Origin of the sequence: Polyangium sp. y55x31, assembly GCF_029946505.1 — a bacterium.
Lineage (GTDB): Bacteria > Myxococcota_A > Polyangia > Polyangiales > Polyangiaceae > Polyangium.
This window is the reverse complement of record NZ_JARZHG010000002.1, coordinates 420,162-441,334: the sequence shown is the minus strand read 5'-3', so window position 1 is coordinate 441,334 and position 21,173 is coordinate 420,162. Positions and strand designations below refer to the sequence as shown.

Genomic DNA, 21,173 nt, shown 5'->3' with positions numbered 1-21,173 from the left:
CGGTGGGCGTGATGTTTTACGAGCGCCCCGGGGTTACACGCGAAAGCTCTTCGGCGAGAACTTCGTGTGTCTGGCGAGGGCGGGGCATCCGGCGCTCGCGGGGCGGGATGCTCTCTCGCCGGAGACGTTCGCGGGGCTCCTCCACGTGCTCGTGGCGCCGCGCGGGCGGCCGGGGAGCTTCGTGGACAGCGCGCTCGAACGGATGGGGCTCTCGCGGCGGGTCGCGCTGCGCGTGCAGCACTTATCTCGCTGCGCCGCGTGTGGTCGCCGAGACGGACATGGTGCTCACGGCGCCCATGCGGCTCTCGCGCGCGCACGCCGCCGGGCTCGCCGTACGCGCGTTCCCGCTCCCGGTCGAGCTACCGGGATTTTTCGTACGCGCGGCGTGGCACGAGCGGCGGCAGGGAGATTCGGGGGTGAGCTGGCTGCGGGGGCTCTTGAGCGAGATAGGGGAAGAGCTCGACGGGGCTTCGTAGCGCGAAGCCTAGTCGCAGACGCCCTTGCTCTCCGGCACCGGCTCCACCGCGGCGTGCATGCAGCGCTTGCTGATGCATGCATCGGAGCTCATACACGCCGCGCCGGGGCCGCCCTTCGGCTTGCAGGTGCCGACCATGTGGCTCTTGTCGCGGGTCAGCCCGTAGGTGTGGCGTCGCGGGTATACGCCGTTCACGCGGTCCCCGGGATCGCAGTACGACGCCGGGCCGCATGCGGCTTCGTCCTTGAGGACGTTGCAATCGCTCCCGTCCGCTTGATTCGGACCGATCTCCGAGCCACAGCCGCAGAGGAGGGTCAGCGCCGCGAGCAGCCAGCCGATGTGTTTCATCGCCCGAGGGATACCTTCGGGCCCGCTTACCGGCAACTTCCGGGGCCTCCTGTGGTATTCGTTCACCACGAGCGCATTCATCCCATGCCCCCTTCCAGGTCCCAGCACCATCTCTCCCGCCGGCAACTGCTCGCCGGCGCCGCCGTCGTGGGAGCATCGACCCTCGCGTACGTCGTGTGGTCGCCCGGCGCGAAGGTCGGGGACGGCCGCCACGATCTCGGCACGAACGGCATCTGGATGCAGCACGGCTGGCTCGGCGGCGATGTCTGGTTCACGCGGTATGGCAAGGAGGCGAAGAAGCCGCTCTTCCGGGATCCGCGAAAGCTCGCCGAGGCCGCGGATCGGCTCCGCCGCCACCGGATCCGCGACGTCTTCCCGCACCTCTGCCCCGCGGAGCCCGGCGGGGCCATTGCGTCCCACGACCCGATCCAGACCGAGCGGTTCCTCGACGCATTCGCGTCCTTTCGCGTCATGCCCTGGGTCGGCGGCGTGCTCGACGTGTCCGCCCGGCCGGGCGATCCGGCCTTTCGTCGTGCCTTCACGCGCTCCATTCGCGCGCTCCTCGACGCCCACCCGCGCCTCGCCGGGATCCACGTCAACATCGAGCCCTGCCCGAGCGGCCATGCGCCGTTTTTGACGCTGCTCGACGAGCTGCGCGCGGGAATGCCGGAGGGAAAGTTCTTGTCGGTCGCGGCTTACCCGCCGCCGACCGTCTTGCATCCCTTCACGGGCGTCCACTGGGAGGAAGCTTATTTCCGCGAGGTCGCGAAGCGTGCGGATCAGCTCGCGGTGATGCTGTACGACACGGCGCTCACGAACGTGAAGCTCTACGAGAGCCTCATCACGCAGTGGACACGCGAGGTGCTCGATTGGGCGGGGGCCACGCCCGTCCTCCTCGGGCTGCCTGCCTATGACGATCCGGGCGTCGGTTACCACGACGCGGCCGTCGAGAACGTGCCGAATGCGCTCGCCGGGGCGCACGCGGCCTTGCGGACGTATCCAGCTCTCCCGGCGAGCTACCAGGGCATCGCGCTCTACTCGGACTGGGAGATGACGGAGGACGAATGGGGGATCCTTCGGAAGGAGTTCCTACGGCCCGAGGGGTCGTTCCCTTGAACGTTTTCCCTGGAGGAGGAAGCTCCTCGGGGCGTTCAGCACTTCCGGTCTTCCGGGGTCAGTCGTTCTCGATGCGAATGGGGATCCAATCGAACCCGGTGGCGCCGGCGTCGCGGTAGATGCGCCAGACCTTGGGGGTGACGAGGAACAGGGGATACGGGAAGAGGGCTTCGCTCACGTCGCCGTTGAACTTCACCTCGCCGAACCATTCCCAGGTCACGTTCACGTCGCGGATATCGGCGACGTCCGAGGCGCGGTAGACGAGGCGGAGAGGGACCTTGTCCTCCCAGGAGAAACTACTCCGCCCGCACGTGCAGGGTTTGTAGGGCTCGACCCCCGTCGATCGGGGCGACATGCGCGGCAAGGTATGGGTGGCGCAGAGCTGCCGCCACGGGAGCTGAAAGTGGCCCCGCTTCTCGAACGCCGCGAAGACGCCGCGGAACGACATCCCGGTAGCACCGCTTTGCGCGAGCGTGGCGGCCAGCTTCTCGTCGACGAGCATGTCGTTGTAGCAGGTCGCCGCCGCACGCCGGCCCTCGAGGACATGGAGCTCCTGGCCATCGACAACCTGCGCGGACGTCTGCCTGGCCCCGGCGCCGCAATGCTTGCACGCCTCGGACATGTCATAGGTCGTGCCTACCCGCGGCCCCGCGAAGATGCTTCCCTCCGGTGAGAAATATTAGACGACGAGGAGATGCGCCGCTTCGAGCTCCTCGTCGGTGAAGCGGTCACGGCGTCGTTCGAGCCAGGTGATTCCGCGCTCCTCGAGTAAGCTGAGGAGGAGCGGCAGGCGTTCATCCGTTTCATCGAGGGTAATGTCGGTCGAATAGTTGCCTTCATCGGCGACGGCCACGTCAGGACCACACCCCGCTGGGCCGAGGACCGTTTGCGGTCCACCCGGAATGCGGTCATGAATGACCGTGATTTCTACTTCCGTCCGCATGTAGCGCCTCGATTTTGGTTACTTTCCAAAATACGGCTTGATGGCTTCGAGCCAGTGAGGGAATGGCTTGTATACCTCCTCGTATAGCTTCCACAGCTCCTCGGCTTTCAGATTCGGGCGTTTCCTGTTGAGAAATCGGGTGATATTCTTGTGCTGCGCCTCCGTCAAGATCACCGCCGGCAGTTTGTCGAAGTTTTTCACCAGCTCCAACTTCCTCGCCATGGCCTCCTCCAGGATGTGATGCGCCTGGTACGACCCGCCGAGGTCCTTCGTGAACTTGCTCATCACCTCATACGCGCCGATCACGCCATTCTGCTCCAGCGCATGCGCGATGTCCGCCCCGTACTGCTTGGCCAGGAACTCGGCCGTCTCCTTCGACAGCTCCCGGTCCCCTGAAGGATGAGCGGCGCCTTCTTCGCGCACGCCTCCTCCAGCTTCTTCACGAACTTGTCGGCCTGCCCGAGCAGCACGCCCGAGGCGATCGCCGCGGTAGCCACGGCCGCCTGGACGATGGGGTTGTCGACGCCGTCCTCGTTCGACCCCCCGATGACGCCGAATTGCTTGCCGTCCTTCCGCGCAAGGTCGGCGTTCATCTCGCCGTTCGCGATGGCGGACGCGATCGCGAGCTCCAGCGCGATCTCTTCGAGCCGCGTCTTCGGCTTTCCCTTGCCCTTGCAACCCTCCTTCGTCTGCTCGCAGGACGCCACACTGGAGAGCGGCGCTCCGGGTCGAGATACGCGCTCGGGCAATGCGCCGCCCCGATCCACCAGCGTGCAATGCTCGTCCAGGCACTTCGGTGGGTGCACCTCGTCCCGCTTCGGCAACACGCATCGCAAATTTTCGTGCGGGGCATCGGGGGCGTACACGAAGACCGTGAGGCCACTCGTCTTCGCCGTGAAGACCGCCCAGTCTTTCGTGATGACGGTCGCGCTCCCGGAGAGGGCCCACCTGTCCATCTTCGGTTGCCCCGGGAGCCGCACACAGACGGGGATCTCCGCATGGGCGACCATCGGCAGGCATAGGACGAGAAGGGCGAGCGGCAGGCACCAGGCGACGAGGCGGCGAGCCATGATGGCAAGGAATCCGAAACTTCAAGAGCAGACAACTTCCCAACATACCCCTCACAAACACCTCCCTTTTTCTCTGGCCTCCGGCACCATGGCCCGAATAGGCTCCGCGCCCTCTCTCCCTATCGTCCTCGGCCCCCGACCCGGGATCCCTCGACGAACCGACAAGACCAACGAGGCCCTGCAAGGCCCCGCCCCCACAATCATCGACGCGCCGCTCCACCCCCAGGGTGGCTGTGCTCGATGGATCTATCGCCAGGAGCCATCCTCCGGGCACCGTGGCGTCCCATGTCCATTTCGGAGAGATACCCCGAGGGAGGCTCGCGGCCATCGAGCCACGTCGTCCCGGCCCCCTCCCGCGAGGTACGCGTGGTGTGTCCCTCTCGGAGAGGTACCCTGGGGGTGGGTAGGGAATGTACGTGGACATCGTCGAGCCACCCTGGGGATGGGCAGGGGACGAATGTGCACGGAAGGAATGCACCCTGGCGGAGGGTGCGGCAGCGAGATCGGAGGAGGAAGCGGAGGAAAGAAGAGGCTCGGGCGGCTCGGGAGATGTCGGTGGGGGGCCCCTATCCTGCCTCAATCGCCCTTGCCCGCATCCCGCGGAGCAGGCACCCCCGGCAAGGCTCGCTCATCCAACCGTAAAAGTTTCGCCGTCCACGGTCGCCCCCGCGATGGACTCGGCCTTGTTCGCAGCCTCGTGGGAAGGGGCCGTGTGAGCTCCGCGTGTTCACGGGAGGAGCCCCGCTTCTCGACACTTCCCCTCCAGGACGCCAGGGTTGAAGGAGCCCCGAGCCGCTTGTTCTCGGCAGAGCCCCCCACACTCACTCCGAGCGCGCGCGAGCGTGTCCTCGGGGACGAGCCCGACCAAACGGGCTTGGTCCACCAGGAAGCCGTAGCAGGCCCCGCCATCGTTCGCCCGATGGCCCCCTGCCCGCCACTCCTCGATGTACCCATGGATCGCGCTCGTGGGGGCGCTCGGCTATGGCCTCAGCATCGTGCTCGACAACATCGCTTTGCGGCTGCTCGGGGCCGCGAGAGAGGCGGCGATCTTCGCGACGGCGCCATTCGTCGGGGCGCTCGTGTCGATCTTGGTCCTCACCGAACGACCGAGGGCCTGGGATGCCGTGGGTGGGGCGCTCATGCTGGCCGGCGTCGTGATGATCCTGCGTGCCCGGCACGGGCACATGCACCGGCACGAATCGCTCGAACACGAGCATCCGCACGTCTCGGACATTCATCATCGGCACGAGCATGCAGAGGCGTGTGGACGAGGGACGACGCCATCACCTACTCTGACAAACGCGACAGCGACGAGCTTCGGCTCGGGAGGTCTTCCGTGAAGCGAACCATTTCCCTCATCGTGACGGCGCTCTTCGCGGCGCATGCTTTCGCAGGGTGTTCGAGCGACCGTGCTGCCACACCAGCGGCCGATGCTCCCCGCGCGGAGGCGCCCGCACCTTCGGCACCCCTCGACGCCGCCGCCATCGGGAAGGCAGCCGGCGCGGAGCCGAGCGTGACGCCCGACGGTGTGGTGCGGCTCTCGTGGCCTCGAAAGGAAACGCCGGTGTCCGTGGACGGCATGGCGTTGAAGCCCGTTGCAGGGCTGTCTTCCTGGGCCGCGTTCACCGCGGCGCACGGAGGCGCCATGATGATGGGGGACACCGTCGTCTTCGAGGACGAGGTGACGCCCGCCATGGACGCCGCATTCGCAAGCGGTCTCGAAATCACGGCGCTCCATAACCATTTCTTCTTCGATCGGCCCAAGGTCTACTTCATGCACATCGGCGGCATGGGTGATCCGGTACGCCTGGCCGAGGGCGTGAAGGCCGTTTGGGGTGCGATCCGAGACGTTCGACGCGCCAAACCCGAGCCTGCGACCAGCTTCCCCGGCGAGGTGCCTGCGGCCGGGAGCATCGACGCCGCCGCCATCGAGCGCATCGTGGGGCAAAAGGTGACGGTGCAGGACGGCGTCGCCAAGGTCACCATCGGCCGCGATTGGACCATGCATGGTGTGCGGGTCGGCGGTTCGATGGGGCTCACCACGTGGGCGGCATTCTCGGGGAGCGACGCGCTCGCTGCGATCGACGGTGACTTCATGATGACGGCGGAGGAGATGCAGCCTGTGCTGCGGGCGATGCGCCGCGCCGGCTTCCATGTCGTCGCCATTCACAACCACATGGTCGGCGAGCAGCCGAGCTCTTATTTCACGCACTTCTGGGCGAAAGGCCCGGTGGCCGAGCTTGCGCGCGGGTTCCGTACCGTGCTCGACGCGCAGGCGGCGGTCCCGAAGGGGGGAGGCCATTGATGCCCGATACGGGTTTAGCGCTGGACATCCGCGCGCCAGTTCTGCAATCCTGACAACATGGGACGTCAGCGTGTTCGCAGGGCGGGCGGTGTGGGGCTCGGAGGGCTGGGCGTGCTCGTGGTCGCAGCCGGCGTGTGCTTGGGCTGCTGCGGCCTTGGCGGCGACGACTCCAAACGCACGCGCCCGGAGCCCGTTACCACGGAGTACACGCCGTCACGCATGCACGAGCAGACCTCGACCGAGGACAAGCAACTCGCCGCCCGTCACGCGAAGCTCGCCGCAATGACCCCCGCGCAACGCGAGCACGAGCTCCAGAGCGCCTGCGCGGGCACCTCGTGCGACGCCGAGGCCACGAAGCTCGTCCTCGCCGCCGCCGCGAGCACGCAGGAGCGCAAGAAGCTCGAGCATCAGCTCTCGACCCTGGAGGCCGCCGCCCACCAGCGGTCCAAGGCGACGCCGCCTCGTCAGAACCCGGCTCCGACCCGTCCCGCGCCCCCTACGCCCCGCCAGGAGCCCGTGGGGCGCGTCTGCTGCTGCGATGGGACGGTCTCGCCGACCTGCACGACGGTGCATCGGGGCTGTTGCTCGCGGCATGGTGGGGTTTGCGCGTGCAACTGAGAGCGCCGAGGATTGACATGCGGTTTTCCGTTTGAATGGATGCCATCATGCCGCGTCGCGATGGGACGCCTTCGCCTGCATCCAGCTCCACGCCGACGCGACGATTTCCCGCAAATCCGACAGCGCTGGCCGGAAGCCGAGCTCCTCGGCGATCCGCGCGGAGCTCGCGACGAGCACTGCGGGATCGCCGGCCCGGCGCGGCCCCTTGCGGACGGGGATGTCCCGACCGCTGACGTCGCGGGCGACCTCGATGACCTCCTGCACCGTATATCCCTCGCCGCCGCAGCCGAGGTTGTAAATGCGGCTCTCGGCGCCGCGCGCGAGTGATTCGAGCGAAAGGACGTGCGCGCGCGCGAGGTCCTTGACGTGGATGTAGTCGCGCACGCACGTCCCGTCCCTGGTCGGATAATCGTCGCCGAAGACGACGGCCTCCGGGAGCTCGCCGGCCGCCACCTTCAGCACCAGCGGGATGAGGTGCGTCTCCGGATCGTGCCGTTCCCCGCACCTCGCGGTCGCGCCCGCGGCATTGAAATAGCGGAGGCTGACGTAGCGGATCCCGTAGGCTCGATCGAACCAGCGGAGCGCGTGCTCGTACGCGAGCTTCGTCTCTCCATAGGGGTTCGTGGGGGAAATGGGGTCCGTCTCCTCGATGGGCTGCTTCGCCGACTCGCCGTACACGGCCGCGGTCGAGGAGAAGACGATCGGCGAGACGCCCGCTGCGCGCATGGCCTCCAGCAGCACGAGCCCTCCGGTGACGTTCGTCCGATAATAATCCGCCGGATGGGAGACGGATTCGCCGACCAGAGAGCGCGCCGCCATGTGGACGACGGCCTCGACCGCGTGCTCGCGCAAGGCGCCGAGCAGGGTGTCGTAATCGAGCACATCCCCCTCGACGAACGTCGCCTCCTCGATCACCGCGTCGCGATGGCCCTTGGAGAGGTCGTCGTACACGATCACCTCGTGCCCGCTCGCGACGAGCTCCTCCGCCACCACGCTGCCGATGTAGCCGGCGCCGCCAGTCAAAAAGACGCGCATGGGTCCCTCCCTCGAGCGATCCCGCCGCCTGCGATGGGGATCGCCCGCTCGTTCGTGTATCGCGCGAGGGCGTCCTCGAGCCCCGGCAAAAGGATTCCTCGCTCGCTCCCCAGCGCGCAATAGGGCGGGCGCGGCGCCGCCAGGCCGAGCCTGCTCGCGGGGCACCCCACGAGGCCCGAGCGATCGATCCCCGCGAGGTCCGCGCTCTGTCGCGCGAGCTCGAACCACGTCACCGCGCCGCGATTGGTCAGATGCCATATCCCGGATTCCCCGTCGACGAGCAGATCGAGCGCCGTGCCGACGAGGTCCGGCACGTAGGTCGGCGAGATGACGAGGTCCGAGGCCGCCACGAAGCTCTCCCCCTGAGCGAGCGCGCGCAGCGCCTGAAAAACGAAGTTGTGCTCGTCCCACGGCCCGAAGAACGCAGCCGTGCGTATGACGAGCGTTTCGGGGCACGCCGAGAGGCTCAGCCGTTCGGCGAGCGCCTTGCTCTGGCCATAAACGCCGAGCGGGCTCACCGGATCGCTCTCCACGTAGGGCTCCCGCCGCGCGCCGTCGAAGACGAGATCCGAAGAAAACGTGACCAGCCGAATGGTTCGCTCCCTGCAAGCGCGGGCCAGAACGCTCGGGCCGAGCACGTTCTCGCGCTCGCAGCGGTGCGGATCGCGCTCGGCGTCGTCGACCCGCACGTACCCGGCCGTATTGATGACCGCCCACGGCGACAGCGCCGCGAGCATTCGTTCCACGGCCTCCGGGTCGGCGATATCCATCTCTCTCCGGGAGACGAGCCGATATGGAATGGCGCGCGCCGTGCACGCCCGACCGAATGCGCCCCCGAGCGTGCCCGTGGCGCCCGTGATCAGGAGCGGTCGGGCGCGCGTCTCGCGCGTCTCGGCGTTCACGGACTCGACACGCGGCCCTGCGGAAGCCGGGTAAAGGACGCGATCGGGCCGCAGCCACCACCCCGGCGTGGCGAGGACCGGGTGGTCGGGCTCCCGCCCCTCGGAGAGGGCCCGCCCGAGCGCGACGAGCGCCGTCGGGCGCGGCGCCGGACCACGGACGTCGAACGCCCCGGGCTCGTAATGGTCGCCCTCGCAGGTGACCAGGCAATCCCAGTTGAACGAGCCGAAGAGCGACCACATCGTCACGGCCCGGACATCCACGCCCTCCGCGCGCGCGCGCTCGGCCCCGCGCCACGCCCAGACGAACCACCGGAGCTGCTCGTCACGCGTCCCGCCGAGGTGCGCCTCGGTGATCACCAGAGGAATGCGGTAGCGCTCCCAGAGCCGGGAGAGCAGCGCGTGGTGACCCGTGATCGCGTGGCCCGAAATGCGGACCGTTTCGACGTCGGCATACACGTGCCGCCCGTTGCCGCCGTGATGGCAGCGCGGATAACCCTCGAGCCGGTCGTCCAGGAAGCGATCGCTGGTCACGTAGTAATTGATGCCGATGATATCGGGGGGGCACGGGGCCTCGCGGAAAAACGCGAGCTCCTCGGGCTTCGCCCCGTGCTCGACGAGGTATTCGTACAGCGGATGCCGGCCGTCCACACGCCCGACGAGCAGATCGAGCCCGAGCAGCCGCCGCTGGTTTTCGTGCTCGGCCTGGTATGCGAGCGCCGGCGTGCTCGTCGTCGTCCCGAAATCTTCGGTTTGGACGAGGCGCGCGGAGGGGTTTACCGCGCGCACGGCGCGCATCGCGAGGACCGTGGCCCGGCATTGCGTGAGCAGCGCTCGCACGAAGCTCCGGTCGTCGCGGCGGTGGGGATACCAGAGCCCGTAAAGGCCGCTGAAGCGTGCCGTCGTCATCGGCTCGTTGACCGGCGTATAGTCCTCGACCCAGGGATAACGCTCCGCCACGGCCTGCGCGAACTCGGCCAAGCCGTCGGCGAAGCCCGGCTCGATGAGGCACGTGTGCCTCGGGCCGCTGCCGTGGTGGACGAGCCCCACGATCGGGCGCATGCCCCGCGCGGCGAGCCCGCGGAGGCGCTCATCCGCCCAGGACCAATCCGCCCGCGCGAGCCCTTCGGGCGCGGTGCGCTCCCAGAGCACCGGGTAGCGCACCGCACGCGCGCCGAGCGCCAGAATGCGATCGAGATCGTCGAGCCGCGTCTCGTGGCCATTCTGGCGGAGCTGATCGAAATAACCGTGCCCGACTCGGTTGACCGTGCACTCGACCCCCGCCCAGAGCTCGAGAGCGCGCGCTCTCTCGCCACCCGCCTTCATGCGGCCTTCCTCGGAAAGACCTTCTGCCGCGGGAGACCTGCGAGCTTCGTGTAGAGGGTGAGCGCCTGCGCGACCACCTGATCCATGTTGTAATAGCGGTACGTCGCGAGCCGACCGACGAAATGGACGTTCGGGGTGGCGGCCGCGAGCGCTTCGTATTTTCGATAAAGCTCGGCATTCTCGGGCCGTGGGATCGGGTAGTACGGATCTCCATCAGCCCGCGGGAACTCGTAGACGATGCTCGTCTTCTCGTGCTCCTGGCCGGTGAGGTACTTGAACTCCGTGACACGCGTGTAGGCGTGCTCGTTCGGGTAATTGACCACGGGCGCCGGCTGCCACACGCGAGCGCTCTTCGTCTCGAACTGGAACTCGAGCGAGCGATACGGGAGCTTGCCGTACTTGTAATCGAAGTAGGTGTCGATCGGCCCCGTGTAGATCACCTGGTCGTGGGGGATGGCCCCCTCGATCTCGCGAAAATCGGTGCCGAGCATGATCTTGATGTTCGGATGCGCGAGCATGCGCTCGAACATGCGGGTGTATCCGTGGAGCGGCATCACCTGGTACGTATCGGTGAAGTACCTGTCGTCGCGGTTCGTCCGGACGGGGATGCGCGCCGTCACCGAGGCGTCGAGCTCGGAGGGATCGAGGCCCCATTGCTTGCGCGTATAGCCCTGGAAAAACTTCTCGTAGAGCTCGCGGCCGACCTTGCTGACGATGACGTCCTCCGAGGTCCGGACCCGCTCCTTCTTTTCGGCCCTCTCCGCGAAGAACGCCTCCAGCTCGAACGACGTGAGCCGCAGGTTGTAGAGCCTGTTCACCGTATCCAGGTTGATCGGGATGGGCACGAGCTGGCCGTCGACCGACGCGAGCACGCGGTGCTGGTAGGGGCGCCACGCCGTGAACTGCGAGAGGTAATCGAAGACCTCGCGCGAGTTCGTGTGGAAGATGTGGGGCCCGTAGCGATGAATCAGGATGCCGTCGTCGTCATGGTGGTCGTAGGCATTGCCCCCCACGTGCGGGCGCTTGTCCACGAGCAAGACCCTTTTGTCCGAGCCTCTCGCGAGCCGCTCGGCGAGCACGCTCCCGGCGAAGCCGGCGCCGACGATCAGATAATCAAACATGACGGGCCCCCCGCGAGCAGAGCGCGCTCTCTCCGGCGACGCAGGCTCGTCGGAGGAGCTCCTCGACCCGGTCATACGTGCGATCCCACGAGGTCCGGGCCAAGAGATCATCGGTCCGCGACATCCTCTCGGCGCGCGCCTCCGCCGCCTCGCCGAGGTAGGCCTCGATCGCGGTCACGAAATCACCGGGCGCGTCCGCAATCCGGACGAGGCCCATTTCGCCGTAAGGCCGGACCACGTCGCGGATCGACGTCGAGACCACGGGCTTGCCCGCGGCGAGATACTCGGGCGTCTTCGTCGGGCTGATGAAGCGCGTCGACTGGTTTCGCGCGAACGGCAGGAGCGCCACGTCCCACCCGGCGAGATAGGCGGGCAGCTCCTCGTACTTCTTCATGCCGAGCCAATGGACGTTGGGCCTCCGGGGCAACGTGGCGGGATCGATCTTCACGACCGGCCCCAGCATCACGATATGCCAGTCACGCCGCGCGTCGGCCACGGCTGCGATCAGATCCAGATCCATTCGCTCGTCGATGACCCCGAAGAAGCCGAGCCGCGGCCGCGGGATGGCGGCCTGATCGATGGGCTCGCCCTCGCGCGCCGCGGATCGGGCCGTGCCAAAATGGGAGACGTCCACGCTGCTCGGGATGGGGTGAATGTTCGGGTGCAGGTCGCGCTTGGCCTCGTACAGGCTGTGGCCCCCCGTGAATACCACGTCGGCACGGCGCAAGAGCTCGACCTCCCGCTCTCTCAGCGCCGGGGGCGCGTGTGCGAAAGCCGAGAGCTCGTCCATGCAGTCGTAAACGACGGCGATCGGCTCGAGGTGCCGCGTGAACGAGACCGCCATCGGCGTGTAATACCAGAGGACGTAATCGGCGATGGCGTGCCCGTCGATGAGCTCACCGACGAGGTGTCGGAGGAGCGCGTCGCGCTCGTGCTCAGGGATGTCCGGCGGAAGATGCGGGACCGCGACCATCACGCCCTCGTGCACGGATTGCAGCGCGAGGCGCGGCGGGCCCTGCTCGAGCATGGGCTCCTCGAAGAAAAACACGCGGCGCCTGCGGGCGCAGCGCGTCAAGATGTGCTGCGGCCGCTGGAACACGAAGTTCCACCGGAGATGGGAGAGACAAACGACGTCGGGGTTCCGCTCGTCCCGGTTGCCGGGGGCAACACGGGCGGTCGCTCCTCGAATCATCATCGCGCTTCCTCCACCCCCGGGATCCTTCAAGCTCCGTGCCGCAGGGGGCGGCCATGGGCGTGCGAAGTTTGCCCTAACTGGAGTGAGAAAGCGCCCCACGGCCGTCCGGCAAGAGGACGGCAGGCGTTTGTCCCGTTTGCTCGGCATAAGCGCGTGCAATCCGCGCGCCCGCAGCCGCGCCGCTTCCCCGCCGCGCGATCATCACGACCGAACCGCCGAATCCACCCCCCGTGAGGCGGGCGCCGAAGACGTCCGCCTCTCCGTGGGCAAACTCGACCAGGGTGTCGATCTCGGGCGTGGACACTTCGTAATCGTCACGCATGGAAACATGCGAGGCTCGAAACAGGCTCCCGAGCCCATCGAGATCGCCCCTGCGCATCGCCGCTACGGCGGCGGGCACACGCGCGTTTTCGGAGAGGACATGGCGCACCCTGCGATCGAGCGGCTCGGGCAGCGCCCGTATCCGGTCGTCGGCGTCCTCGCCCAGATCACAGAGCTGCTCCACGCCGAGCAGGGCCGCTGCGCGCTCGCATTCTGCTTTTCGTAGCCGGTAATCACCGCCGGCGTGCTCGTGCTTGATCCCGGAGTCGATGACGACGAGCTCGATGTCGACCGGCAGCGGGACGATTTCGTAGGCGAGCGTGCGCGTGTTCAGAAAAAGCGCCGCCCACGTGCTCGCGAGGCTCGCCGCCATCTGATCCATGATGCCCACCGGGGCCCCGACGAATTCGTTCTCGGCGCGCCGGCCCACGACTGCGATGCGGACGTCGTCGAGCGGAAGGCCGAACAAGTCGCGCAGGCCTCGGGCGAGGCTCACCTCGAGCGCGGCGCTCGAGGACAAACCGCTGCCCAGCGGGACGCTCGAAGTGATCCGCAGATCGAACCCCGCGAGCGCGAAGCCCTCGTCGGCGAGCACGCGCGTGACGCCTTGCACGTAATCGATCCACGCGCCGCGCCGGACCTCCTCCCCGAGCACGTATTCCAGAGGCTCCGCGCCGATGGCGGCGCTCCATACCCGCACCCGGCGGTCACGGCGCGGCCCGAGCTCGACCATCGTCGTTTGCGGCGTCGCGATCGGGAGCACGTAGCCCCCATTGTAATCGGTATGCTCGCCCATGAGGTTGACCCGTCCGGGGGCCTCCGCGGTGACGTCGGGCGCGCGGCCGAAGAGCGCTGCAAAGCCGGATCCCGCGTCAATCATGCTGCGCCTCCTCGTTCGCCTCGCGCGCGCCCTCGGTCGGCGACGACGTATCGAGCGAACTCTCTTTTTCGCTCTCGCCGCCGAGCTCGCCGAGCGGACCGAGCTCGAGCTCCGACGCTGCGCCTTCCTGGCGCGGGCCCTCCAGCGCGATCAGCTCCATCGAATCAGGCAGCTCCCAGGGCCGCGCGTGCCGGCCCCGCGTGGCCGCGGCGATTCGCTCGAGCGAGAACTTCGGCGTGCGGTCCGCGTAAAGCAGGCCATTCGCCTCCTGGTAGGTATCGGCGAATTGCGTATAACAGAACCCCGAGAACATCTCGACCGAACGCACGACGGCGAGCAGCCCTTCGTAAGCCGCAGCGAGCATCCCCGCGTCGTCGCAACGCGAATATCCCCAGGTGCCGCTTTGCCCCGGCGCGAACGCGATCCCGCCGAACTCCGAGAGCACGAGCGGGTGCTCGGCGCCCGCGGCGGGCCCCTCGAGGACCAGCATCCGTCCGCCGGGGCGCTCGCGCCGGAGGAGCCGCGGCCGCGCCTCCTCGGCGTGGTAGCGGCGCGCGATCCGATCGGGATCGGAGTCGTAATCGTGAATGCCGATGATATCGGTGGCGACGCTCTCCCAGCCGTCGTTGCCGACGACGGGGCGGCTCGGGTCGAGCGTCTTGGTGAGGTGGTAGAGCGCCTGCACGTAATGGCGCTCGGGGGCGTTGTCGGGCAGGTTCGGCACGCCCCACGACTCGTTGAAGGGCACCCAGGCCATGATGCACGGGTGGCTGTGATCACGTTCCATCGCCTCCAGCCACTCCCGGGTCAAACGCTCGACGGACTGCCGGGTGAAGCGATAGGCGCTCGGCATTTCCGCCCAGACGAGCAGCCCCAGTCGGTCGGCCCAGTAAAGGTAACGGGGATCCTCGATTTTCTGGTGTTTACGTACGCCATTGAACCCCATCGCGCGGGCGAGCTCGACGTCGCGCCGCAAGGCCGCGTCGTCCGGCGCCGTCATCCCCGTCTCCGGCCAGTACCCCTGATCGAGCACGAGCCGGAGCGGATAAGGCCGCCCATTGAGCAGGATCCGGTCTCCCTGCAGCGCGATGGCCCGCAGCGCGGTGTAACTCTCGACGCGGTCGATCGTGCGCCCGTCCTGCCCGATGAGCTCGAGCTCGGCTTCGATCAACGTCGGCGAGCCGGGCCGCCACAGCAGGTTGTTCCGGTAATCGTCGATGCCCGGATCGGAGAGCGCGATGCGGCGGTGGACCTCGCCCGAAACGACCGCGTAGGTGTCGTCGACGAGGAGATTGCCGCGGGAAACGAGGCGTAGGCGCAGGCGCATCCGATCGGCCGAGCGGCCGTCGATCTTCGCGAAGCAATCGAGCTCCCATCGCTCGAGGCTCGGCGTCCAGCGCACGCTCCGGATGGCACAGGCGGGCAGGCGCTCGAGCCATACGGTTTGCCAGATGCCCGTCGTGCGCGGATACCATATCGAGTGCGGCTCGAGCTGCCAGTCCTGCTTGCCGCGCGGCTTCGCGAGATCGGCCGGATCGTCGAAGGCGCGCACGACGATCTCGATGGGGCCGGACGACGGCAGATATTCGGTGATGTCGACCGAAAACGGCGTGTAGCCGCCTTCGTGGCGCGCGACCATGGAGCGCTGGACCCACACGGTCGCGTCGTAATCGACGGCACCGAAATGGAGGAGGAGTCGCTCTCCTGGGCGCATGGCGGGGGGCTCGACCCGCCGCCGATACCAGCATGCATCGAAGAAACCCGTCTCGCCGATCCCGCTCCGCTGCGCCTCGGGCGCGAATGGCACGAGGATCGTACGGTCCCAGGCGACGTCTTCAGGAATGGTCCAGCGCGCAGGCCGGTCGAGCGCAAAGTCCCAGATGCCGTCCAGCGATTTCCAGCCGGCCCGGCGGAGCTGGGGGCGAGGATAGCCACGCGTTCCCGGCCGGCAAGGGGGCGGCATCATGTATTCTCCTGAGGAGCAGGGCGCTGGTTTGTCCGCCCGCGCCTCGGGTCTCCGAAAGCGCGAGCGGCGATCACCTGTGAGACCTGTCCGTGAACCAGCGGCAGGTCGATCGCTTCCTGATGCCCCATGGTGACGACCTAGTACCTAGCCATGACGTGGCTAGCCCCGTCGTCCCGGGAGGAGCGCCGAATGGAGAACCGTGCCAGGGCAGCGGCGGCCACCCTCATGTGTCGGCGGCGCCTCAATCCGTCGCCATCACGAGCCCTTCGATGTCGTGCTTTTGCGTCACCGGGATGAGTTTGTCGGCGATGCGGCAGACGAGGTGGTCGCGCACCGATTGCGGCAGGGCGTCATGATAATCCTGCGTCACCATCATGTCGTGCAGGGCTGCATGCCCGGCGCCGGGCGCGTCGACGCCGAGCACCATGACAGGGCGCGCGATCGGGGAGGGGTGCGCCGTGCCGCGGTGGATCGTCAGCGCCGAGCGGCAGGAGATATCGCCCATCTGCGGATATTTGCGCACGCCGCGCTCGGCGAAGCGGGGCCAGAGCTCTTGCGGCGGGAACATCTGGTCCTTCCAGTCGCGGGCGTCGTCCCATTGCGTGCCGGGCGCCACCTCGAAAGGACCCATGTCCTCGGACACGTCGACGCCGGTGAGGTTGAAGGCGAGCGAGGTGATGCGTCGCCCCTCGTAGGTCTCGGGCGGGGAGGGAAAATCTCGGTGCCAGGGCTGGTTCTTGGCGCCCTGGAATGGCGTATCGAAGCCGATTTCGACGATCTCGTAGCGCGGCCCGAGCACGGCCTCGCACATCGCCGTCACCCAGGGGTGCGTGACGAGATCGACGAAGCCGCGAAAATTCTGCGGATGGATCTCGACATACCAGCGCCGGGGCCCGCGGCCGACGGCGCCGCCCGGGCGCTGGATGGCGTCCCAGAATGCCGCCATCATGTCCTCGCGCATCCGCTCCACCCAGTCGCGCGGGAACGCGCCCTTCAGGGAAACGATGCCGTCGCGATACAGGGTCTCGACATGTTCGCCGACATCGGTGGCGGCTGTGGAATTCCGGGGGATCGTCCGCAATGCGCTCGCCATGGGCGTCGTCCTCGTCATGCGCTTCCGAGGGTGGACGCTCTTACTCGCCCACGGGATTTGTCAAGGCGATGGCTCGATTCAACGCGGCTTCCATTCCTTCCATCCCCTCGCCGAAATCGATTCCCGTGAAGAGATACCAGCGTTCCTCGTGCTCGGCCCATCCGCCCGGCGCGATTCGCACGAGCGGGCTCAAGGTCTCGAGCTCGAGCATGTCCGCGTTCGTGAACGTCTCCGTATTGCAGCCGAAATCGGCGTGAGGGCCTGGCAGGTGGGCGTACCGCTTCACGAAGAGCACGTCCCGCCGACGATAGGCGATCCATCCTTCCTCGTTGTAGAATCCAATCTTCTGCGGGTCGGAGCGTTGGGGGTCCTGCCGCAGCAAGAAGAGGTGATCGCCGAAGGTCCAGCGCGGATCGTGGAGGCGCGTGTAGGGCCAGAGGACGAGCGGACGAGCCGGGGTGAGCTGCTCCGGAAAGGGGCGGAATGGCGATTGAGGGAAGATCCCTGTGCCCCCGGCGGCCATGACGGTGAGCGCCCAGAGGGCGAGCTCGACATCGAACGCGCCCTGATTCTCGATACGGTGCACGATGCGGACCTCGCTGCCGCGCGGGCCGAGCCTTACGCGCATCGATTTCTGCAGGCGCGTGTTTTCCTCCATGGGCTGGACCACCGTCACCGTATCGCCGTCCATCGAGCTCGCCAGGGGGCGGTTGTCTGGCCAGTACGTTCGCTCCGGGTGTTCCGGCGCGTGCCAGAGCCGGTGTCCGCCATACGGATGCCAGGGCTCGCCGAAAGGCGTCGGCTGCCCCGCGCCGGGCGGCATCTCCGCGAGGATGTTGTCACCCCCGAGCGGCGCGTACCGGATGATGCGTGGACCATAATCGGTGCTGAGGAGGAGCTCGACCGTGTCGCTCGCGAGGCGCACGTGGTTCGGAAACCCGAGATAGGGGACATGGAGGTTCATGGACGCATTCCGTTGTTCAGATTTTGTTCGAGCCGCGTGAGGTTTTCTAGCGCGAGCTTTTTTGGTGTGCCACTACGGCCCAGCCGGCACGATCGGCACGCTGTCTCACCGCCGCGAGGCGGGTGATGCACCGACAGCCTGTCCCACGGCGAGGAGAAGCTGCTCGAGCCCACCCCGGAGCGTGCTGAGATCGATTGTGCCTCGTAAATCGGATGGCAGCAGCGCGGGATCGGACGTCGTCGTGAGCACGAGCGGCAAGTCAAGCCAAGACGCTGCATGAACGATGGGAGAAGCGGATGCGCCGGTCGTCGATGAGGAAAGTCTTCAATGGCCGCGGCCCTGCCCCGTGCCGCTGCCCTGCTGCCCGGCGCCTTGCTGCCCGGCGCCTTGCTGCCCGGCGCCTTGCTGTCCAGCGCCTTGCTGCCCAGTTCCCTGCTGCCCAGTTCCCTGCTGCCCGGCGCCTTGCTGTCCGGCCCCCTGCCGCCCGGTGTCCTGACCGCGCACCTCGCCGCCGCCACGCTCCGTCTGGCATGCCACGAGGAGCACCGCAGCCGCCACACCCAACATGAGCTTTCGCATGGCTACCTCCGTCGTTCCCCGCGCCAGCAATATACGATCCAGGAGTTGAAGTAGGACAAACCGCGTCCAGGCTGGGACCGTCTCCCGGAGCCAGCTCGTGCAGGGATGTCGCACGCGAGCGCCAGGGTCGCGGAATTCGGTATCGTATGAGATCAAAACGCGGGAACATGAACGATTTCAGTGCAATGGGGCCCGCCCGCCTCGCGGCCGCCGGTCCTAGCGCCCGCGCCGCGAAGCGGCCCATCCCATCAGAATCCCGAGTTCGGCCCCGGCGTCGAGCAAATAAACCCGCGGGATCCTCCCCTTCGCCACGTACACGAGATGCAGCCGCCCGTGTCGCTCGTGCACACCCACGACATCGCCGATCGACGTCTGCAAGGCCGGCACGTTGACGCGGTGACCATTCAAGGTGGCCACGCGCAGCCGAGCGCCCCATGCTGCCCTCCGTGGCCGCCCCACGCCGTTTTTTTTGCCGACCGCTCGTAGGGGGCCCGCTCGTGCCCCCCGCAGCTCGCCGTGGAGGGAACGAGCATCTCATCCGGCGCCGCGCCGAGCAGGACGAATGCGCGCATGGTCGTGTCCGTCAGCAAGGAACATCTGGACGAGGGCGACGTCGGATGCGTCGAAGTGGGGGACGAGGGGCCGGGCGTGGCCGAAATCCTGCCGCGGATCTTCGCTCGTTTCTACGCGGGCAAGGGCTCGACGGGCCTTGCTCGTCCGCGAGCCAGAGCCGATCAGGCCTCCGCCCCCGCTTCCGCGCCCGCCCCCGCTTCCGCGCCCCGCCCCCGCACGATCCTCGCAATCGCCGCCACGAGGTGCGCCGGATGAATCGGCTTCGCGACGTACCCGCGAAACCCCGCGGCCAGCGCCTGCCACGTCTGATCCGCTTCCCCCGCCTCCAGCACCGCAATCGACGGCAGCGCCCTTCCGTCCCGCATCCGCAATCGATCCACGAACGTCATGCTGTCGCTCCCCGGCAGCCCCATGTCGCTCACGACCACGTCGAGCGCCGACTCCGCCACGAAGGCCACCGCCTCCTCCGCCGACGACACCGAAAACACCGCCGCGCCTCGCCTTTGCAATACGTCCGCGACGAGCCCCTTCGATTCGGCGTCCGGCAGGACCAGGAGCACCCGGATCCCCTCCAGGATCCGCCGCTCGTAATTCGTCACGTCCGGCAGCCCTGCGCCCTCCGGCACCTCGCGCGACGGTAACGAGACCGTGAACGTCGCGCCCGCCCCCTTGCCGGCGCTCGACACGCTCACCGACCCGCCGTGCATCTCCACGAGCTTGCGCACGATCGCCAGCCCGAGCCCGAGCCCGCCGTGCTTGCGCTTCGTCGACCCGTCCTCCTGGCTGAAATACCCGAACACGTGCGAAAGCAGGCCCTGTGCAATTCCCTCGCCCGTGTCCGATACCGTCAGCAAGAATCGCTTGCCGAGGTGCTCGAACCGCACGTCCACGCGTCCGCCCGACGGCGTGAATTTGATCGCATTGAAGACGAGCTTCCACGTCACCTGCCACAGGCGATCGGGATCCGCCATCATCATCGCCCCGCGCGATTCCACCTCGCATTCGAACGTGATCCCCTTCGCCCGCGCGAGCGGGCGCAGGGCGAAGGCCGCTTCGTCGATGATCGCCGTCGGGTCGATCGGCGCGAGGTGGACCTGGAGACGGCCCGTCGCGATACGCGAGGCGTCGAGGATGTCCTCGACGACCCGCCGCTCCGCCTCGGCGCTCCGCGCGATCGTGTCGAGCCCGCGCTCTCGGCTCGGGCCGTCGAGCGCGCCCGCGCGGAGCAAGCTCGACCAGCCGACGATCGCCGTGAGCGGCGTGTTGAGCTCGTGCGAGACCGTCGCGAGGAACTCGTCTTTCATGATCTCGCAGTTCGCCGCCTCGGCTTCCTTGCGCGCCCGGTGCTCGGCCTCCTCGGCGCGTTTCTGCTCGTCGATGTCGGTCGCCGTGATGATCCACCCCGTCACCTGGCCGAGGTCCCGCTGCGGCACCGCGCGCGCGATGTGCCAGCGGTACGTCCCGTCCGATCGCCTGAGCCGCGCCTGCACGTCCACGCCGAGCCTCCGCCCGAACGCCTTGCGCCAGAGCGCGACCACGTGAGCCCGATCGTCCGGGTGCAGCGCTTCGAGCAGCCCGCGCCCCACGCCCCTTCGGCTGCCGAGCCCTGCATAGCGGGACCAGGCGGCATTGGCATAATCGAAGTGCCCCTTGCCGTTCGCGGTCCACACGCAGATCGGCATGGCCTCGATGACCCCCTGGTAGCGCAGGGCGTGCATCCGCTCCATCGCCTCGCGCTCGCGCTCGCGGAGGAGCGCGGCCTGCCGCTTGACGATCTCCTTTTGCCGGAAGAGCTCGACGAGCACCATCACCTTCGACCGGAGGATGCTCGGCTGGCAAGGCTTCAAGACGTAATCGACGGCGCCGGTCTCGTAGCCTTCGAGGATGAAGGACATGCTGCGATGAACGGCCGTGATGAAGAGAATCGGGATGTAACGGTGCCGCCGGCTCTGCTTGATGAGCTTGACGGTCTCGATGCCGTTCATGTCCGGCATCTGCACGTCCATGAGGACCAGCGAAACATCCGTCGAGAGCAGGCATCGCAGGGCGTCCCGGCCGGACGCCGCTTTCACGATCTCGTAGCCGAGCGGCTCGAGCGCGACCTCGAAGGCGAGGAGGTTCGCGGGCGTGTCGTCCACGATCAGCACCTTCGGCGTCGGGAGGTGGATCTTCGCGTCGTCCTCCTCCTGCGCCCCGAGGCCCGGTGCGCTTGCTCGTCCCTCGCCCATCGCCGCTCCTTACCCCCGGCCCTCCGAAAAAGCAGGCTATCGTGGCCGACCGCCGCCTCGGGCGAACTCGGACCGTCCCGGCTTTCCGTGTAGGGAGCCTCCGCTCTTCGTCCGTCCG

Annotated in this window: 22 protein-coding genes; 6 read left to right on the top strand and 16 right to left on the bottom strand. The window is 67.7% G+C overall.

Features of this window, described 5'->3' with window-relative positions; genetic code table 11:
• The first annotated feature begins 260 nt into the window (after positions 1-260).
• Positions 261-476, top strand: coding sequence for a hypothetical protein (locus tag QHF84_RS04935; RefSeq protein ID WP_281311996.1), 216 nt, complete (start codon positions 261-263; stop codon positions 474-476).
• An 8-nt stretch (positions 477-484) separates the two neighbouring features.
• On the opposite strand, the gene QHF84_RS04930 is transcribed toward QHF84_RS04935, so the two are convergent.
• Complete coding sequence (locus tag QHF84_RS04930) at positions 485-823, bottom strand: hypothetical protein (protein ID WP_281311995.1); 339 nt, start codon at positions 821-823, stop codon at positions 485-487.
• A gap of 147 nt (positions 824-970) precedes the next feature.
• Between QHF84_RS04930 and QHF84_RS04925 the strand changes: the two genes are divergently transcribed.
• Positions 971-1,939, top strand: a complete 969-nt coding sequence (locus QHF84_RS04925; RefSeq protein ID WP_281311994.1) for a hypothetical protein — start codon at positions 971-973, stop codon at positions 1,937-1,939.
• 58 nt (positions 1,940-1,997) lie between these two features.
• On the opposite strand, the gene QHF84_RS04920 is transcribed toward QHF84_RS04925, so the two are convergent.
• The 4 genes from QHF84_RS04920 to QHF84_RS04905 form a co-directional block, all read right to left on the bottom strand.
• Positions 1,998-2,561, bottom strand: a complete 564-nt coding sequence (locus tag QHF84_RS04920; RefSeq protein ID WP_281311993.1) for a hypothetical protein — start codon at positions 2,559-2,561, stop codon at positions 1,998-2,000.
• Positions 2,562-2,618: 57 nt separating this feature from the next.
• Entirely contained in the window at positions 2,619-2,792 is a 174-nt protein-coding gene (locus QHF84_RS04915; RefSeq protein ID WP_281311992.1) for a hypothetical protein, read from the bottom strand.
• 108 nt (positions 2,793-2,900) lie between these two features.
• Complete coding sequence (locus tag QHF84_RS04910) at positions 2,901-3,167, bottom strand: hypothetical protein (RefSeq protein ID WP_281311991.1); 267 nt, start codon at positions 3,165-3,167, stop codon at positions 2,901-2,903.
• Positions 3,168-3,184: 17 nt separating this feature from the next.
• Positions 3,185-3,952, bottom strand: coding sequence for a hypothetical protein (locus tag QHF84_RS04905; RefSeq protein ID WP_281311990.1), 768 nt, complete (start codon positions 3,950-3,952; stop codon positions 3,185-3,187).
• Between the two features lie 944 nt (positions 3,953-4,896).
• On the opposite strand from QHF84_RS04905, the gene QHF84_RS04900 reads away from it, so the two are divergent.
• The 3 genes from QHF84_RS04900 to QHF84_RS04890 all read left to right on the top strand — a co-directional run bounded on the left by QHF84_RS04900 (position 4,897) and on the right by QHF84_RS04890 (position 6,875).
• A complete protein-coding gene (locus QHF84_RS04900; protein WP_348652835.1) occupies positions 4,897-5,292 on the top strand; it encodes a DMT family transporter in 396 nt (131 codons plus the stop codon).
• Complete coding sequence (locus tag QHF84_RS04895) at positions 5,289-6,257, top strand: DUF1259 domain-containing protein (protein ID WP_281311989.1); 969 nt, start codon at positions 5,289-5,291, stop codon at positions 6,255-6,257. The genes QHF84_RS04900 and QHF84_RS04895 overlap by 4 nt, the downstream gene beginning before the upstream one ends.
• Before the next feature lie 219 nt (positions 6,258-6,476).
• Positions 6,477-6,875, top strand: a complete 399-nt coding sequence (locus tag QHF84_RS04890) for a hypothetical protein (RefSeq protein WP_281311988.1) — start codon at positions 6,477-6,479, stop codon at positions 6,873-6,875.
• Positions 6,876-6,920: 45 nt separating this feature from the next.
• Here QHF84_RS04890 and galE read toward each other — a convergent pair whose 3' ends face one another.
• The 8 genes from galE to QHF84_RS04850 form a co-directional block, all read right to left on the bottom strand.
• Positions 6,921-7,910 carry a UDP-glucose 4-epimerase GalE gene (gene galE, locus QHF84_RS04885; RefSeq protein WP_281311987.1) on the bottom strand — a complete coding sequence of 330 codons (990 nt, stop codon included), beginning with the start codon at positions 7,908-7,910 and terminating at the stop codon, positions 6,921-6,923.
• Positions 7,895-10,135 (bottom strand): family 1 glycosylhydrolase, encoded by a 2,241-nt coding sequence (locus QHF84_RS04880; protein WP_281311986.1) that lies wholly within the window; start codon positions 10,133-10,135, stop codon positions 7,895-7,897. Before QHF84_RS04880 ends, galE begins: the two co-directional genes overlap by 16 nt.
• Positions 10,132-11,256, bottom strand: a complete 1,125-nt coding sequence (glf, locus tag QHF84_RS04875; RefSeq protein WP_281311985.1) for a UDP-galactopyranose mutase — start codon at positions 11,254-11,256, stop codon at positions 10,132-10,134. Before glf ends, QHF84_RS04880 begins: the two co-directional genes overlap by 4 nt.
• On the bottom strand, positions 11,249-12,451 hold the full coding sequence (locus tag QHF84_RS04870; protein WP_281311984.1) for a glycosyltransferase family 1 protein: 1,203 nt from the start codon (positions 12,449-12,451) through the stop codon (positions 11,249-11,251). Before QHF84_RS04870 ends, glf begins: the two co-directional genes overlap by 8 nt.
• Before the next feature lie 73 nt (positions 12,452-12,524).
• Complete coding sequence (gene galK / locus QHF84_RS04865; protein WP_281311983.1) at positions 12,525-13,652, bottom strand: galactokinase; 1,128 nt, start codon at positions 13,650-13,652, stop codon at positions 12,525-12,527.
• Positions 13,645-15,615 (bottom strand): glycoside hydrolase family 2 TIM barrel-domain containing protein, encoded by a 1,971-nt coding sequence (locus QHF84_RS04860; RefSeq protein WP_348652839.1) that lies wholly within the window; start codon positions 15,613-15,615, stop codon positions 13,645-13,647. Before QHF84_RS04860 ends, galK begins: the two co-directional genes overlap by 8 nt.
• 244 nt (positions 15,616-15,859) lie before the next feature.
• Positions 15,860-16,729: a phytanoyl-CoA dioxygenase family protein gene (locus QHF84_RS04855; RefSeq protein ID WP_281311981.1), complete on the bottom strand. Its 870-nt coding sequence runs from the start codon at positions 16,727-16,729 to the stop codon at positions 15,860-15,862.
• A 22-nt stretch (positions 16,730-16,751) separates the two neighbouring features.
• The gene (locus QHF84_RS04850) at positions 16,752-17,675 is read right to left on the bottom strand and encodes a hypothetical protein (protein WP_281311980.1); all 924 of its coding nucleotides are present in this window, start codon (positions 17,673-17,675) and stop codon (positions 16,752-16,754) included.
• A 327-nt stretch (positions 17,676-18,002) separates the two neighbouring features.
• On the opposite strand from QHF84_RS04850, the gene QHF84_RS04845 reads away from it, so the two are divergent.
• A complete protein-coding gene (locus tag QHF84_RS04845) occupies positions 18,003-18,308 on the top strand; it encodes a hypothetical protein (protein WP_281311979.1) in 306 nt (101 codons plus the stop codon).
• A 162-nt stretch (positions 18,309-18,470) separates the two neighbouring features.
• Here QHF84_RS04845 and QHF84_RS04840 read toward each other — a convergent pair whose 3' ends face one another.
• The 3 genes from QHF84_RS04840 to QHF84_RS04830 form a co-directional block, all read right to left on the bottom strand.
• The gene (locus QHF84_RS04840) at positions 18,471-18,671 is read right to left on the bottom strand and encodes a hypothetical protein (RefSeq protein ID WP_281311978.1); all 201 of its coding nucleotides are present in this window, start codon (positions 18,669-18,671) and stop codon (positions 18,471-18,473) included.
• A complete protein-coding gene (locus QHF84_RS04835; protein WP_281311977.1) occupies positions 18,659-18,826 on the bottom strand; it encodes a hypothetical protein in 168 nt (55 codons plus the stop codon). Before QHF84_RS04835 ends, QHF84_RS04840 begins: the two co-directional genes overlap by 13 nt.
• A gap of 162 nt (positions 18,827-18,988) precedes the next feature.
• On the bottom strand, positions 18,989-21,055 hold the full coding sequence (locus QHF84_RS04830; RefSeq protein ID WP_281311976.1) for a response regulator: 2,067 nt from the start codon (positions 21,053-21,055) through the stop codon (positions 18,989-18,991).
• Positions 21,056-21,173: the final 118 nt, after the last annotated feature.

Bases quoted from the DNA above. Each gene is read 5' to 3' on its own strand.
- QHF84_RS04880 (WP_281311986.1), bottom strand. From the start codon at position 10,135: ATGAAGGCGGGTGGCGAGAGAGCGCGCGCTCTCGAGCTCTGGGCGGGG.
- QHF84_RS04905 (WP_281311990.1), bottom strand. From the start codon at position 3,952: ATGGCTCGCCGCCTCGTCGCCTGGTGCCTGCCGCTCGCCCTTCTCGTC.
- QHF84_RS04870 (WP_281311984.1), bottom strand. From the start codon at position 12,451: ATGATGATTCGAGGAGCGACCGCCCGTGTTGCCCCCGGCAACCGGGAC.
- galK (WP_281311983.1), bottom strand. From the start codon at position 13,652: ATGATTGACGCGGGATCCGGCTTTGCAGCGCTCTTCGGCCGCGCGCCC.
- QHF84_RS04850 (WP_281311980.1), bottom strand. From the start codon at position 17,675: ATGAACCTCCATGTCCCCTATCTCGGGTTTCCGAACCACGTGCGCCTC.
- QHF84_RS04900 (WP_348652835.1), top strand. From the start codon at position 4,897: ATGTACCCATGGATCGCGCTCGTGGGGGCGCTCGGCTATGGCCTCAGC.
- glf (WP_281311985.1), bottom strand. From the start codon at position 11,256: ATGTTTGATTATCTGATCGTCGGCGCCGGCTTCGCCGGGAGCGTGCTC.
- QHF84_RS04890 (WP_281311988.1), top strand. From the start codon at position 6,477: ATGCACGAGCAGACCTCGACCGAGGACAAGCAACTCGCCGCCCGTCAC.
- galE (WP_281311987.1), bottom strand. From the start codon at position 7,910: ATGCGCGTCTTTTTGACTGGCGGCGCCGGCTACATCGGCAGCGTGGTG.
- QHF84_RS04920 (WP_281311993.1), bottom strand. From the start codon at position 2,561: ATGTCCGAGGCGTGCAAGCATTGCGGCGCCGGGGCCAGGCAGACGTCC.
- QHF84_RS04830 (WP_281311976.1), bottom strand. From the start codon at position 21,055: ATGGGCGAGGGACGAGCAAGCGCACCGGGCCTCGGGGCGCAGGAGGAG.
- QHF84_RS04845 (WP_281311979.1), top strand. From the start codon at position 18,003: ATGGCCGCGGCCCTGCCCCGTGCCGCTGCCCTGCTGCCCGGCGCCTTG.
- QHF84_RS04910 (WP_281311991.1), bottom strand. From the start codon at position 3,167: ATGAGCAAGTTCACGAAGGACCTCGGCGGGTCGTACCAGGCGCATCAC.
- QHF84_RS04930 (WP_281311995.1), bottom strand. From the start codon at position 823: ATGAAACACATCGGCTGGCTGCTCGCGGCGCTGACCCTCCTCTGCGGC.
- QHF84_RS04855 (WP_281311981.1), bottom strand. From the start codon at position 16,729: ATGACGAGGACGACGCCCATGGCGAGCGCATTGCGGACGATCCCCCGG.
- QHF84_RS04860 (WP_348652839.1), bottom strand. From the start codon at position 15,615: ATGCCGCCCCCTTGCCGGCCGGGAACGCGTGGCTATCCTCGCCCCCAG.
- QHF84_RS04835 (WP_281311977.1), bottom strand. From the start codon at position 18,826: ATGCGCGCATTCGTCCTGCTCGGCGCGGCGCCGGATGAGATGCTCGTT.